This is a genomic window from Cyclobacterium qasimii M12-11B (assembly GCF_000427295.1).
In the GTDB taxonomy this organism is placed as follows: Bacteria; Bacteroidota; Bacteroidia; order Cytophagales; family Cyclobacteriaceae; genus Cyclobacterium; species Cyclobacterium qasimii.
The window spans coordinates 20,094-32,957 of sequence record NZ_ATNM01000003.1; the positions used below are offsets into that span (position 1 = coordinate 20,094).

The 12,864-nt window shown below is 34.3% G+C and carries 13 protein-coding genes; 6 read left to right on the forward strand and 7 right to left on the reverse strand.

Annotation, left to right across the window (positions count from 1 at the left end):
- Nucleotides 1-32 precede the first annotated feature (32 nt).
- The 7 genes from ADICYQ_RS00090 to ADICYQ_RS00115 form a co-directional block, all read right to left on the reverse strand.
- Complete coding sequence (locus ADICYQ_RS00090) at nucleotides 33-707, reverse strand: JAB domain-containing protein (protein WP_040413632.1); 675 nt, start codon at nucleotides 705-707, stop codon at nucleotides 33-35.
- Between the two features lie 593 nt (nucleotides 708-1,300).
- A complete protein-coding gene (locus ADICYQ_RS27945) occupies nucleotides 1,301-1,675 on the reverse strand; it encodes a hypothetical protein (RefSeq protein ID WP_235114178.1) in 375 nt (124 codons plus the stop codon).
- On the reverse strand, nucleotides 1,618-2,001 hold the full coding sequence (locus ADICYQ_RS27950) for a hypothetical protein (RefSeq protein WP_020891364.1): 384 nt from the start codon (nucleotides 1,999-2,001) through the stop codon (nucleotides 1,618-1,620). Before ADICYQ_RS27950 ends, ADICYQ_RS27945 begins: the two co-directional genes overlap by 58 nt.
- A gap of 108 nt (nucleotides 2,002-2,109) precedes the next feature.
- A complete protein-coding gene (locus tag ADICYQ_RS00105) occupies nucleotides 2,110-2,436 on the reverse strand; it encodes a hypothetical protein (protein ID WP_020891365.1) in 327 nt (108 codons plus the stop codon).
- Nucleotides 2,420-2,701: an RNA polymerase sigma factor gene (locus ADICYQ_RS27955; RefSeq protein WP_020891366.1), complete on the reverse strand. Its 282-nt coding sequence runs from the start codon at nucleotides 2,699-2,701 to the stop codon at nucleotides 2,420-2,422. Before ADICYQ_RS27955 ends, ADICYQ_RS00105 begins: the two co-directional genes overlap by 17 nt.
- Nucleotides 2,650-2,910 carry an RNA polymerase sigma factor gene (locus ADICYQ_RS27960; protein WP_235114191.1) on the reverse strand — a complete coding sequence of 87 codons (261 nt, stop codon included), beginning with the start codon at nucleotides 2,908-2,910 and terminating at the stop codon, nucleotides 2,650-2,652. Before ADICYQ_RS27960 ends, ADICYQ_RS27955 begins: the two co-directional genes overlap by 52 nt.
- 461 nt (nucleotides 2,911-3,371) lie before the next feature.
- On the reverse strand, nucleotides 3,372-4,067 hold the full coding sequence (locus ADICYQ_RS00115; RefSeq protein ID WP_020891367.1) for a hypothetical protein: 696 nt from the start codon (nucleotides 4,065-4,067) through the stop codon (nucleotides 3,372-3,374).
- A gap of 775 nt (nucleotides 4,068-4,842) precedes the next feature.
- Here ADICYQ_RS00115 and ADICYQ_RS25560 point away from each other — a divergent pair.
- The 6 genes from ADICYQ_RS25560 (at nucleotide 4,843) to ADICYQ_RS00150 (ending at nucleotide 12,271) form a co-directional block, all read left to right on the forward strand.
- Nucleotides 4,843-6,687, forward strand: coding sequence for a sensor histidine kinase (locus ADICYQ_RS25560; RefSeq protein WP_146947961.1), 1,845 nt, complete (start codon nucleotides 4,843-4,845; stop codon nucleotides 6,685-6,687).
- Nucleotides 6,688-6,772: 85 nt separating this feature from the next.
- Nucleotides 6,773-7,411 carry a response regulator gene (locus ADICYQ_RS00125; protein WP_020891369.1) on the forward strand — a complete coding sequence of 213 codons (639 nt, stop codon included), beginning with the start codon at nucleotides 6,773-6,775 and terminating at the stop codon, nucleotides 7,409-7,411.
- An 889-nt stretch (nucleotides 7,412-8,300) separates the two neighbouring features.
- Nucleotides 8,301-9,800 carry a hypothetical protein gene (locus tag ADICYQ_RS00135; RefSeq protein WP_020891371.1) on the forward strand — a complete coding sequence of 500 codons (1,500 nt, stop codon included), beginning with the start codon at nucleotides 8,301-8,303 and terminating at the stop codon, nucleotides 9,798-9,800.
- Nucleotides 9,784-10,515 (forward strand): hypothetical protein, encoded by a 732-nt coding sequence (locus ADICYQ_RS00140; RefSeq protein WP_020891372.1) that lies wholly within the window; start codon nucleotides 9,784-9,786, stop codon nucleotides 10,513-10,515. The genes ADICYQ_RS00135 and ADICYQ_RS00140 overlap by 17 nt, the downstream gene beginning before the upstream one ends.
- Before the next feature lie 205 nt (nucleotides 10,516-10,720).
- A complete protein-coding gene (locus ADICYQ_RS00145; RefSeq protein WP_051160062.1) occupies nucleotides 10,721-11,659 on the forward strand; it encodes a hypothetical protein in 939 nt (312 codons plus the stop codon).
- Between the two features lie 336 nt (nucleotides 11,660-11,995).
- A complete protein-coding gene (locus ADICYQ_RS00150) occupies nucleotides 11,996-12,271 on the forward strand; it encodes a hypothetical protein (RefSeq protein ID WP_020891374.1) in 276 nt (91 codons plus the stop codon).
- Nucleotides 12,272-12,864: the final 593 nt, after the last annotated feature.

The window sequence follows — 12,864 nt, forward strand, 5'->3', positions numbered from 1 at the left end:
ACCACCAACCGTAGTTTGATAAATTCCTGTTATTAAAACCTATGAATAAAGACCAATAACAGCCCTTCATCCTCAAAAATTAGGTAAGTACCATCTGTAAATATCAAATGATTCAGTACTGGCATTTCCAAACTGTTTCCAGCTTCGGTCAACCTTTTGGTTAGCCTTTTATCAGCATCGGAAGGTCTAAGGTTTCCGGAAGGGTGATTGTGTACAAGGATGATTCCTGAGGCCAGTTGGTCGAGTTCTTTTTTGAAAATTAGTTTGGGATCGGCTAGGGTAGCGTTGGTACTTCTGGAGATGATTTTATAGAGTTTGAGTACTTGATTGTTTCGGTTTAACAATACAATGTAAAAGTGTTCCACCACTTCGTCATAAAGGAAAGGCTTCATACAATTGTAAACATCTTGAGAACAATTGATCTTGATTTTTTTATCTGGTTGTTCAAACATCCTTCTTCTACCCAATTCAAATGAAGTTACCATAGCTGTGGCCTTGGCATATCCGATTCCTTCTATTTTCAGCCATCTCTCCATGTCCCACTTGGCCAATTCCGATAGTTTATTATTTGCCAGGGCAAGAATCTCCCGAGCTTTGTCTATAAGAATATTCGCTATAGCAGCGATGATATGGTAGTCTGTCATGGCAGATTTCCCCTGGTTATAAAGCATCTCTGTGGGTTCTGACAATAAATTAAAACGTTTCATAATGTGCTTACCGATTTTAAATCTCCTGGTACTGGAGGGCTAAATGAAGGATAAGCCCATTCCATGGGGAGTTTTTCACTAAGCACAAGGAGGAACGGAATAAAAAAATCTCTGTCGGTCACCTCCTATTATGCCGTAGTTCCTTGGTATACCTCTGAAAATCATCTCGGATGCATGTGAAAAAATAGCCCATAGCTTTGGTGATTCATTGATTTGGCCAAATTGGTTAACGTCTAATTATGATCCTGTTTAACATTAATTGTGCGGTACGATAGAAAAGTGTCCTAAAAATAGTTAAATGTGTCCTAATCCCTGATTATATGCTTGACCACCTTTCACCAAAATGGTTAAACCAACGATAGAATTGTTTTGTACGAAAATTAGAAATGAGAATTTACGAAAGAATTTAAAAATAGTTGGAGGTTTCTTTCAACGAGGTACAACCTTAGAGTGTGCCGAAGGATTTTCAAAAAAAAATCGAAAAAGAGGTAAATAAAAGGCTTTACCCAAAAAAACCTTTGAGGTTTCATAAACCCCAAAGGTCGGCATTCGAAACCTTTGAGGTTTTCCATACCTCAAAGGTCTATTGTTCCCTACTTCTCAAATTGCTCCTGCATGTCTTTTTTCAACGTGATGATTAACACGCCGTTTTTTCCTTTTTCACCATATTTATCGGTCGCCCATTTGTTTTTTATGACCGACATGCCTGAAATGTCCTCTGAATTAATTTTCTCAATATCTTCAATCTCAACCATTCCATCTTTTGTTGAAAGTAACATTAATGGACTGTTTTCCGAATCTCCCGAAACACTCATTTTTACGTTCGGGTTTTTACCATCCACGATAGTCAATGGCCCAACAACTAATGGCTTGTTGGAAAAATCATATTTATCAATATCACTGACACCTTTCAGTTCCGAAAGCTCTTTTTGCTGGGTTTCGCTGAGTTCATTTTTAATGGCAACCAAAGTTGATAACTTTTTTTCTTCAATGAATTTTCCAGGTTTAATACTATATCCAATTGCCTGAAAACTGCCTCAGGGTTGGGTTTGGTTGCGCTCAGCATTTTCTCTAACTTGGCAGAAGCTTCATCCAGATCCAATTTGCCCGTAAAGAATTCTTTGGAACTTTGGCTGTGTATCTTTTTGATTTTTTCTAACTGTTGTTCAGAAAGGGAAATGGCAAAACTGTTTTGAAATACCAGGTTGGCAGAATACAGGTTTTCCTGAAATATATCCTGTGCATTGAGGACACCTGAGCACAGAATTATTCCAATTATAAATAGCTTTTTCATGTGTTTATAGTTTTATTTTTAGCGGTCACATGGAATCTCACATGGCTAATAATCATCCCAGTGTGTAACGAGTATTGTCATGATCGATTTCATATAGATTAATTTTTGTTAGAAATCAGTTAAAAGAGAAGAGGTCGGGGAATCCCAAGATTCCAATTCGGTAGTGGATTCAATTTTGAATTGGAGCTCGTTGTTTTGTCCTGCTTCCAGGGTAATAATGATTACGTCGTGATTTAAGGTTCGGATAGCTTTATCTCCACTGAAAAACCAAGCCAATAAAGCCAAAGAAGCCGCAATTCCTAAAGGAATCAACCTCCATGATTTAGATTCCCTAATTTTTGGAAATTGGGGAGCCACCATTGCGGAATCCTCAGCTTTCATTTCGCTGAAGAAATTTTGCAGCTCTTGGTCTTCGGAATTATTTATTGTTTTCATGCAACGTCTTCTTTAAGATAAGCTCTTTGAGGTTTCTTTTTCCTCTGTCATAATGTTTCCTGACTGAACCAATACTGGTTTCCATGATTTCAGCGGATTTTTCCAAAGTAAGGTTATGATAGAACACCAATAGTAAAACCTCCTTTTGTCTTTCCGGCAGCATTTCAATCAATTCTTTATGGGAGGCAGCAGTGACTTCATCTTCTGTTTCTGCTACATCAAATTCCGCTTCAAGTGGATAGGTGTTTTTACGTTCTTTTTCCATTCCTCAGCGGTAAACCTAATAACAGAAAACAGCCATGTTTTAATTTGAGACTTTTCTTTATAGATAGCTTTCCCCTCAAGAATTTTCAAATAAACCTGCTGCAACACATCCTTGGCCAAATCCTCATCAAATGAGCAGCACTGCCTTGACCAGTGGTAAGTTGCTTGGTGAAGTTCTTTAAGGAGATTTTCCAGTTGAGGTTTTTTCATTCTTAACCATTAGTGTCTAAAAGTTATTATTATATGACAGGGATACCAGATTATTTTAAAAGTTTTTCTATTCTCTATATATTATTTAAACAGTGATTCTGTTTTAGAAAAGAATAGCGGTTTAAAATTGGTGAATATGTTCCAAAAACCTCCGATCATAATGATGACCAACTTTCTTCTATGTGGTTAATCTTGTTATATATTATTCTGACAAGCCAGCTCCCATTTTGAGTGTATGAGCCTGATGCAAGGGTTCCTTGATTATACAGAAATAAAGGAGTATTTAGTAACCGTGGATCTACCATGTTCCGGCTCGAACCCTGTATATAGAGCCCTCTGATATATGGATCGCCATAAGGCTTAACACCCTGACACCGACAAAACGATATATCCACTGCGACAGGGTGAATTTTGATAAAGTTCTCAACTTTGTAAATACCATGAGGCAAAAAACGCTCCTATCATAAACGAAGGGATTGTGTGTAGTTTGTTATTGTTTCTTTTATTAAATTTAACTTTTCTTTATTCACTCCATATTGTACTTCATAGTCAAATTCTATTCCGCTAGTTATATCATTTTTTAATTTATCCAAATATTTATCGCCTTCAAAATTTATTGCCACTTCAAGGGAAGTAATTATATTCTCTTTCGTAAAGTCTGTGGAGTTCATATCCATCATTGCAATGAAATGTTCAAGAGTATCCCCAACTTCGAATGATCTTTCTTCATAATTTGATTCATTTAAATCAATCTTAAATGTTGGTACTTTTTGTCCAATTAGGTTTAATATACAATCTAAGACTAATTCGGATTCAGAGGATTTGGTTGTAATATAGGCGTTTTGTTCATCAGAAAAGGGTAATCCAAATTTGCAATTAATATTTTCAAAAACTGCCTTTGCTACCAAAGCATTTTTCTTAATCCCCTTACCATTAAATGATGATGAAAATACCTTTTTTCTCTCAACTATTCTTTCAACATCTGGACAGAATATTATACTAATTGATTTTAATCCATCTTCAATTTGATGAAGTTCAATTTCAATAGAGGTTCTATTTTCACTATCCCACCAGTCCAAAGGATTTGAGGCATATTCATAAACAGCATCATCAACGCAGTCTATTCCAAATTTTAATAATAATTCGTTCATATCCATTTTCAAATAATTATCCTAAGCGAGTGATTTTTATTCAAATTACACACAACAATGGGAATTATGCAACTCCCATTTCAGATCTCTCAGGGTAAGGTCATTCGTTTTCTATTCTTGTAGCCTCCATTTAGGATTATGTGTTCTGAGCAGTATTGGGCTTTTGTTTCTTTTGCAATTACCCACACATATCCGCATTATATGAAGTTTCTGTTCATAGGCTCGAAAATTTATCTCCAGCTTCTTTCAGATTCGCAGTCACAAACGAGGTGGGTTCTGATAATAGATTAAAACGTTTCATAATGTGCTTACAGAGGGAGCTGGAGGGCTAAATGAATGATGCGCGGGGGAGTTTTAACTAAGCACAAGGAGGAACGGAATATAAACTCTCTTTCTCTCCCCTCCTATTATGACATAGTTCCTAGGAACATCTCAGACAGTCAATTGGGATGCATGTGAAAAAATAGCCCATAAATTGGTGAGTCATTGATTGGCTACATCTCCTAAAGACAAATTTTCTGTTGTATTTTAAATTATACCGATTGTCAACGACCTTAATAGAAGTAATTAATTTATCTACACTATAAAAATAATTCCATTAATAGATTTAACAAACATAAAAATGTGGAATAATGTAATTAAATTGTAGTTAATGTAATATTTATTTTAACTAATATTTATTAAAACCGATCGGACGTTTTTTAAATTCGTGCCCCAGATTTTGCTCATTGTAGGGCTTCTAGGTATTGGTAGCTGGTGGTTGTTAAACCAGCGAGGGGGAATGAATATTATTACCATTAAATCTCCTGTGATGGTAAAACAAATCTTTCAATTTTCTGATGCCAACGCTCTATATTCCCTTCCAGATATCCTTGCGTTACCCAAAGCGGAATGGAAAGAAGTTTCTGCTATCAACTTTGACAAAAACAGCGGTTCCGGATGGGTTTATATCAAGGTAAAAAGTAACACAACCCAACCCTTACTTATGGAGTTACAGACTCCTTTTATTGATACTTTAAAAATATGGCTAATTGACAATGCCGGTAAGATACATGAGTTTCCGTCCACTGGATTCTCTCATTTGTCTAAAGCAAATTATAATCCGCTGAAACACCGCTATTTTCTGACTGAGCTTCCTATAAAGAATTATCAAACCTTTGATGTGATTATCCATGGAAATAATTCTGCAGGTTATCCTATGAAATACTTTGTGAAATTTTGGAATCAACCAGAATTTATCCATTATTCAAACGAATCCAATTGGAGGTGGGCGCTTTTTATTGGAATGATTTTAACAGTTATTTTTGTCTCCCTAGCTGCCTATTTTATCCAACAAAAGCGCATCTATTATTATTTTGCAGCCTATATTACTTGCTTTTCGTTATATGCTTTGCTAATAGATGGATGGGGAATATACCTTGCACCATCTTTGTACAAGTATTATAATCCCATACAAAACCCACATCTTCTTAATCTGGGCATTTGTTTTTTCTTATTGTTTAGTCGAAAATTTCTGGTCATTCCCAGCCTATCGCCGAAATGGTGGCTTCGGATCAGCCCCTGGTGGTTTTTCGCTGCCCTTGCCGGTTGTATTTTTCTAACCAATTACGGCTACATTAATTCCAATGACATTCTCTACAAAACTGGTTATTGGTTCGGAATACTCATGCTAATTTCCATTACCGTTCTTTGGGGTAGTTGTTTACGAGATTCATTTCAGCGCAAATTCCAACCTGTTTGGCTTTTACTAGCTTCACAAGCCTTTGTAATTATTTTTCTCGTGGCCAATATTATATTGGTCAACTTAAATGCGGTATACCTTACTGTTCCGGATATACTACTTTTAAGGATAGCACTTACAGCCCAAGTTCTGCTTATTTCGATTGGATGGATCTTTCGTCAAAAGGAAATAAGGGACACTCAGGATAAACAAACCTTGCTGTATTTAGAGCAGCAAAAAGCTTTTTGGGATGCCGAGCGTGAATTGCAAGAATTAAAAATTTCCTCGTTACGTATAAGCAACGAACTCCATGTACAACGCGAACATCTCGCTAGAGACCTGCATGATGGCATTGGTTCTCAACTTACCCATATCATTTCACGGTTAGACATCCTTTCCATATCAGACAATTCACAGCAGAAACAGCTTAAACAGTTAAGGGATTTTACCCGTGATATAAACCAAAACCTTCGGGAAACTATCTGGATTTTAAATAAGAAAGAAGTTACATGTTCCCAATTCGCATTGAGGCTTCATGGTTATCTACAGAACCTATGGGAGGGTCAGCAATATCCCCAATTGACATGGCACTGTTCAAATCCATCTGAAAATATCATCCTTTCACCAGAAGTAGCCGTGCACCTGATGCGACTAACTCAGGAAGCAATTGCGAATATAATTAAACATGCTCAAGCCGATGAAATAGTGGTTGAATTGAGAATTAATCCACCTCAACTAAACCTGGTGATTAAAGACAATGGCATCGGTTTCGATCCAGAGAAATCCTCATATGGATTCGGACTTGAAAATATGCGTAAGAGGGCTGCAGAAATGGGGGGTGGTATGGATTTAAAATCCGGAAATTCAGGAACGGAAATACAAGTTATCATACCTGTAACCACTTAATAATTACGCCATTTGACGTATTGACAGCTATTATCTTATACTTTATATTTGATAATATCAATTTATCTCTACCCTCTTCAAAAAAATGATAAAAATCGGACTCGTTGAAGACAATGCCCAACTTGGTCAGGATATCCGGGACAAGTTAGCATTGGGTGGAGAGGTAACCATAGTTTGGGAAGAGCGCGATGGATCTTCGGCATTAAAAGCCATGCAACTGGAGGCTTTACCTGATGTGGTATTAATGGATATCTCAATGCCCGGAATGGACGGTATTGAGGCCACAAGATTGGCAAAGGAAAAATATCCTAGCTTGAAAATTCTGATGCTGACGGTAATGGATGATGAAAAAAAGCTTTTTGAAGCTTTAAAAGCTGGAGCATCCGGTTATTTGCTCAAAGAAATAAGGCCACATCTATTAAAAAACGCTATCGATGAGGTGCTTGAGGGTAGTCTACCGCTTTCCCCTTCATTAGCAAGCATGGCATTGAATTATTTAAAAGGGAAACCGAAAGCCCAAGAAAGTTTATCTCCTGAAATGGGAAAATTAAGTAAAAGGGAGCAGGAGGTGTTGCAATGGCTTAAGAAAGGGATGTCGGTGCGGCAGATTGGAGAACAGTTATTTATTTCTGATAAGACAGTAAGGAAGCATTTGGAGCATATTTATGAGAAGTTGCAGGTGCATTCGGGGAAGGAGGCGATTGCGAAGGGATTTGAGAGATGAGTGGGGATATTATTTTAAAAAATGAAGGGTTCAATAACAGCGTGTCCGGACACTTCCGCGAGGAATAACTGTCGTTGGTTTAACCTAAAAAGGAAGTGATACTTAAATAGTTTGTTCTTATGTTTTTATCAGAAATACAAAAATAAAGATATTACATAAACTAGCAAAATTGGAAACTTATAATAAATAGATTGAATTAGGCACTTGATAAAGAGGTCTTTATTAACTAATCATCAAGGTATTAGTTGCAAATGCTTGTTCGAAAAAGCCATTAATATAGCCCTTTATTCTTTTTTCAAAAATAAAACATATTTTAATTTGAATAGACTAAGATAAAATTAGTGATAAGGTGCCAAATTCAATAAATAGAAAATACTATTTAACCATATAGAAAAAACATGGAAGAGTATAAAGTAATTGAAAATATTGCGAATGAAACATGCCATATAGTAAAGGAAGATGCAAAAATAAATGAAAATTACATTGTTGTATATGGACCAGATACATATAGCAATTGTAAAGATTGGTGTGACGATAACTGTTCATAATTATATTATTTATCTGAAGATTCGACTAATGAAAACTACTAAACTATTAATTACTACGTTCCTTTTATTATGTATCTTTAACAATACAGTTTTTGCTCAAGATAAAGCTATTCCTACTGTCACACTGAACCAGGAAACTAATACATTAGACTCTGAGCTTCCATTTGATAAAATATTCTTTTTAAAAATAGAAAAAAAAGTGAACAAACCTTGGTTGATTTCAAAATCCGAAAACGGAAAAATATGGCCAAACTAGTACTTTCAATTTACTAGAGTTGAAACGCATTAACAGCGTATATGACAGCTCAAGCATTGAATGGGTTGATTCCACATCCAAAACTATGACACTCCAATTAATAATAGATGAAAATAAAATAAAGGATGAAAATAAAAGCGAATATATATTAGAAAATGAAAAAGATGTTCGTGTACTTATCTTTCCTCTAGAACCCAACCAATATTATGGAATTGAATATACTCTGAGATCAAACAATGAAGTTATAGAAACAAATATCGATAAATTATTTAAAGGATTACAAGGTGGAAATCCATCAGACAGTATTGATTTTATTATATCTACATCCAAAAACGCAGATAAATTAACTGACAATCAAGAATCTGTGCGGTTTAATTATTTATTTACTCCACTTGATAGTATACTATCTATGAATGATAGTATTCAATCAAAGATTGAATCCAAAAGAGCCTTGATTAAGAAAGAAATAATAGAAGGCAAAATAATAAAAAAAATTAAAGAGTTTGTAAAAAATGGTGAAGCTGATTCAGCAATAGTTCTTTTAATGCACTACGATATTAAATTTAACAATAATAAGTTTGGATTTAAAAATTACTTTATTAAACTTCAATTATTAATGGAATCTATCAACACAGTTAATGTTGACATAAAACAATTTCTTTCTTGCTATTCCAAAATAATGAAATTTTTAATCAGCTGTGATTTTTGCGGTGAAAGTGATTTAAATAAAGATATATTTGATGAAAAGTTATCTACCCTTTTAATTCCTGGTTCAGTTTCAGAATGGAGTAATGATATAGGGAAAGGATTATTGCCAATTAATTATATATCAATAGACATAAAAGTCGACCCAAAAGAATTTAATAGCCGAAGAATAAACCTAGTTGAAACTATAAATTTCATTGAAAGAATTACAAGGTTTAATTGGTATCAAACTAACACCTGTAATGATTCAAAAGGACTATTAACTTCTCTTAATTCCAAAAGGGAACAGATAGAGAAATATTTGAAAAGCCGAGCCGCAATAGTAAAAAAATTAAATTATTACAAGATTGGCAAAATTTATCCTTTTGCAGATTACGTCGCCCTTCAAACTGGAGGATATTCCCATGAGGATTTAACTTCAATATCAAAAGGTAAATTTACTGTCCGTCCCGATTTAGGTGTAGGATTCGCATCAAACCTTTATTATGCCAATGACACTTCTGACCCTTATGCTACTTTGATCCCATTTATTGGATTCCGATTCAATTTAAGACCTATTGACCAAAGTTACTCTTATAAGAGAATAATTCATAAAAATATATTACATCGTTCTTCTATAAATATTTCATATTCTTTCATTTCAATTACTGATAATAAGACAAGATATGACCTTCATAATAAGCTAAATTTCCTAGTTGGGTATGGATTTAGGCTTAATAATGCAATCAATTTATCAACAGGTTCATTCTTTTTTCAAAGAGAGAATCCCGATCCATTTATTAGTAGTAAAAGCCTTGCAGCCATGCCATATATTGCGGTCACTGTTGACTTTGAAATTCTTGAAACTCTTAAATCACTAGTCGATGCTTTACAAAAATAGATCAAAATATTTAGCAGGTATAACTATTCTTCTAATCATACTTGGTTGTTACGAAGAAAGTGATTACTACTATTCATCACAGGAAATTGTGAATAAATTAAAAATTGAAATATCTGATAAATTCATTTTAGCAGATGGGAAAAAAACTTCTAAGTTTACTTATCGATTTCCTCTCAATTCAGATACAAATTTAACTGGACTTAGACTCATTACTTCCAGCGGATCATTCCAAGAATCTAAGAATGATACCCTAGATACTAATTTCACGAGATTAGATGATGCTGAAAACTACAGATATATTGAAGCAACATTAGTTGCCTCAACAACAGTAACTGATTGTATAGTACGTACTCAACTATTAAATTATGAAAGACAGGATACTGTCCATTTTACAAAAGCTGAACCAACTAAAATAAAATATTCTTCGAACAACTTTTATGCAAAAAATGATACAATAAATCAGTTTAATATAATTGCAAATGTTAGCAGTGGAACCGGTATTGCTTCAACGGGCACCCCTGTTTCTTTTTCCTTTGATCCAGATGTAGGATTTTTAAATCATTTTAGTATTCCTACGGACACACAGGGTAAAGCTGAAGCCATATTTGTATTTACAGACACTACTTATACAGGAGATTTGCAATTTACCGTGGAAACAAATAATACAGAAGGAGATAGTTTTACTGATATGGGTATTATAAAAATTATTGAATAAAACGTAACTTTTAAAATTCAAATGAATCAAAATATATTTTGATCTGGAAGGCTAAATATAAAATGTTTTCAAAATATAATCTACATATAATGATACTCATAATAGCAGTAAGGTATATTTAAGGATTTAATACAAAGGATGATAGTAAGGCCACTTTATCGATATAAATTTTTTTTAAGTGCCTAATTCAATAAATAAGAAAAACATGGCAAAATTACCAATAGAAGTCAAAAATGAAATGGCAAAAAGACACCACAGATTAGCTCATTATTTGTGGCATTCTCTTAGAGGGATTTGGGAAAGATTAGACCAAAATGCTCGAAACTACATTGTTTCAATTTATCCTGGTTGGGAAGTTCCTAGACCATCTAATGACAGATTAGGACGACCGATTAGAACTAATAACTCTGGAGAGGATTTTTTGTTCATGCATAGACAGATGATTGGACTTGCAAACTCAATATTGCAATCAGTTGGAAATCCTGAATATCCAAAAGTAGTAGGCTGGAAAACTCTTCCTCTACCTAACAATGCTGAATTTCCAATTATTCCAATGAAAGGAATGGAAGAATTTAAATCAGAAGATTTTTTTAATAACCGAATGAGACCATGGGAGATTCAATATACTAGCGAAAATTACCTTTCAAATGTAACACTTGGAGAAATGGGTGTCGACCTTGAAATTACAATCCATAATATGATGCATATGCGTTGGGCGACACCAATGCCAAACGATGTTGGATATAGACCAGATACTGCAATTGACCAGCCCGTAAATATAAAGTGGAATAATATAAAATATGACTATTTGGGAGATACCTACTCAAGTCACGTTCACGATACCTTTTGGAAGATTCATGGTTGGGTAGATGACAGAATAAATGATTGGAAAAGAGTAAACAATATCGATGAAATTAATTGGAATGGAAAATGGATTGGACCTATGCAGCATCATAGCCATCAAGAAATGGCAATCCTAAGCCAGCCTAAAATCTTAATTGATTTGGAAGGAATTACAGAGTCTGAATTAACAAATGATTTTGATAAAATGATAGAAGTATCTAAAGTATTATCAAAATTCGATAATATTGGTTTCATAAGTAAAGAAATTCCTCAAGAAAAAAAAATTGATGGAGTCGAGTAGGTAAAGGGTAATTCTACCCCTAAACCTCTACCATGTAGAGTCAAGTCAAATGCTATTAAGTTAAGTATTTCGGGCAACTAATTTGGTCTTCTTAAATTAATTTTTTAGTTTATTAAGTTCAGTAAATAGACTACAGAACAGATCCTTATATCATAAAAGAACGAAGTTTGGAAAGGCCACCATTTAACTTATAAATGGATTAATGAATTACCAACTAAAATTTAGTTTAACAGTTATTCATTCATAAAAATTGAAAAATATCAAATAAAAATTCATTTACCAAAAATTTAGGGAAATAATATGAGTAATTCAATACATCCATCGCTGTATAGCTTAATGGAGAAAGTATTATCAGACACTACACTAAACATCGAGGAAAAAATAAAATTAATCGATGAATTACGTAAAAACAATCCTGTTGCATCAGACAGGTGGGCTCCTCGAGTTGCAATTTGGATTCTTGGCCTAACAGTTTTAACAACTGTAATTTGTATTACCTATTTGGGTAGTGAAACAAGTGAAGGTCTAATAGCTATTGGCTCTGCAGCAGTTGGAGGACTTGGAGGATTAATATCACAACTACCGCGTCCTAATAATGATAATCAACTTTAGTTAATTTTTATAGAATTAGGAACTATAAAAGGCATTAAGAATTAGTGGATAAAAATTTTGCAATTTCCTATTATTACTAAAATAGATTAATTGAATAAGGCACTTAACAAATAAACTCTTTGTATGGATAAGGTGGCTTTGCCACCATCCTTTAATTACATCTGTATTTGGATTACCTTTTTAAAAATAAACCCCCTTTAAGTTATAAAAGGTGTTATTTGTCGTGGAGATAAAACAACTTTTCTAAAAATCGATAATTATCATCTATATAATTAGTAATATTTTAGGTAACTAGAACCTCACAGTCTCACTCAACGGCTCCGTAACCTCCCCTACTGGTCTTGCTACATACTGGTAGGTCTGGACTTCGTCATTGTCTCCGAAGACTCTGATCGTAGCACTTAAATCCTCAAATTCCTCATCTGGTATGTCCCCAGTGTGGACTACATTAAAATTAAACCCGAGAGTATGAACAGGCTCTTCTGATTCAACAACAAGCTCGGAAAAGGTGGCGGAGGTGGAAAGGTTAAAGGTATTGGCCTCATCGATAACTTGGGTCCACTCCAGAGTTTCAGGCTGAATGATGGATGCTC

What these genes read in the sequence shown, in the direction of transcription:
- ADICYQ_RS25560 (WP_146947961.1), top strand. Translation starts at nt 4,843, where the DNA reads ATGAATATTATTACCATTAAATCTCCTGTGATGGTAAAACAAATCTTT.
- ADICYQ_RS00125 (WP_020891369.1), top strand. Translation starts at nt 6,773, where the DNA reads ATGATAAAAATCGGACTCGTTGAAGACAATGCCCAACTTGGTCAGGAT.
- ADICYQ_RS27950 (WP_020891364.1), bottom strand. Translation starts at nt 2,001, where the DNA reads ATGAAAAAGCTATTTATAATTGGAATAATTCTGTGCTCAGGTGTCCTC.
- ADICYQ_RS00090 (WP_040413632.1), bottom strand. Translation starts at nt 707, where the DNA reads ATGAAACGTTTTAATTTATTGTCAGAACCCACAGAGATGCTTTATAAC.
- ADICYQ_RS00140 (WP_020891372.1), top strand. Translation starts at nt 9,784, where the DNA reads ATGCTTTACAAAAATAGATCAAAATATTTAGCAGGTATAACTATTCTT.
- ADICYQ_RS27955 (WP_020891366.1), bottom strand. Translation starts at nt 2,701, where the DNA reads ATGGAAAAAGAACGTAAAAACACCTATCCACTTGAAGCGGAATTTGAT.
- ADICYQ_RS27960 (WP_235114191.1), bottom strand. Translation starts at nt 2,910, where the DNA reads ATGAAAAAACCTCAACTGGAAAATCTCCTTAAAGAACTTCACCAAGCA.
- ADICYQ_RS00105 (WP_020891365.1), bottom strand. Translation starts at nt 2,436, where the DNA reads ATGAAAACAATAAATAATTCCGAAGACCAAGAGCTGCAAAATTTCTTC.
- ADICYQ_RS00135 (WP_020891371.1), top strand. Translation starts at nt 8,301, where the DNA reads ATGACACTCCAATTAATAATAGATGAAAATAAAATAAAGGATGAAAAT.
- ADICYQ_RS00145 (WP_051160062.1), top strand. Translation starts at nt 10,721, where the DNA reads ATGGCAAAATTACCAATAGAAGTCAAAAATGAAATGGCAAAAAGACAC.
- ADICYQ_RS00115 (WP_020891367.1), bottom strand. Translation starts at nt 4,067, where the DNA reads ATGGATATGAACGAATTATTATTAAAATTTGGAATAGACTGCGTTGAT.
- ADICYQ_RS00150 (WP_020891374.1), top strand. Translation starts at nt 11,996, where the DNA reads ATGGAGAAAGTATTATCAGACACTACACTAAACATCGAGGAAAAAATA.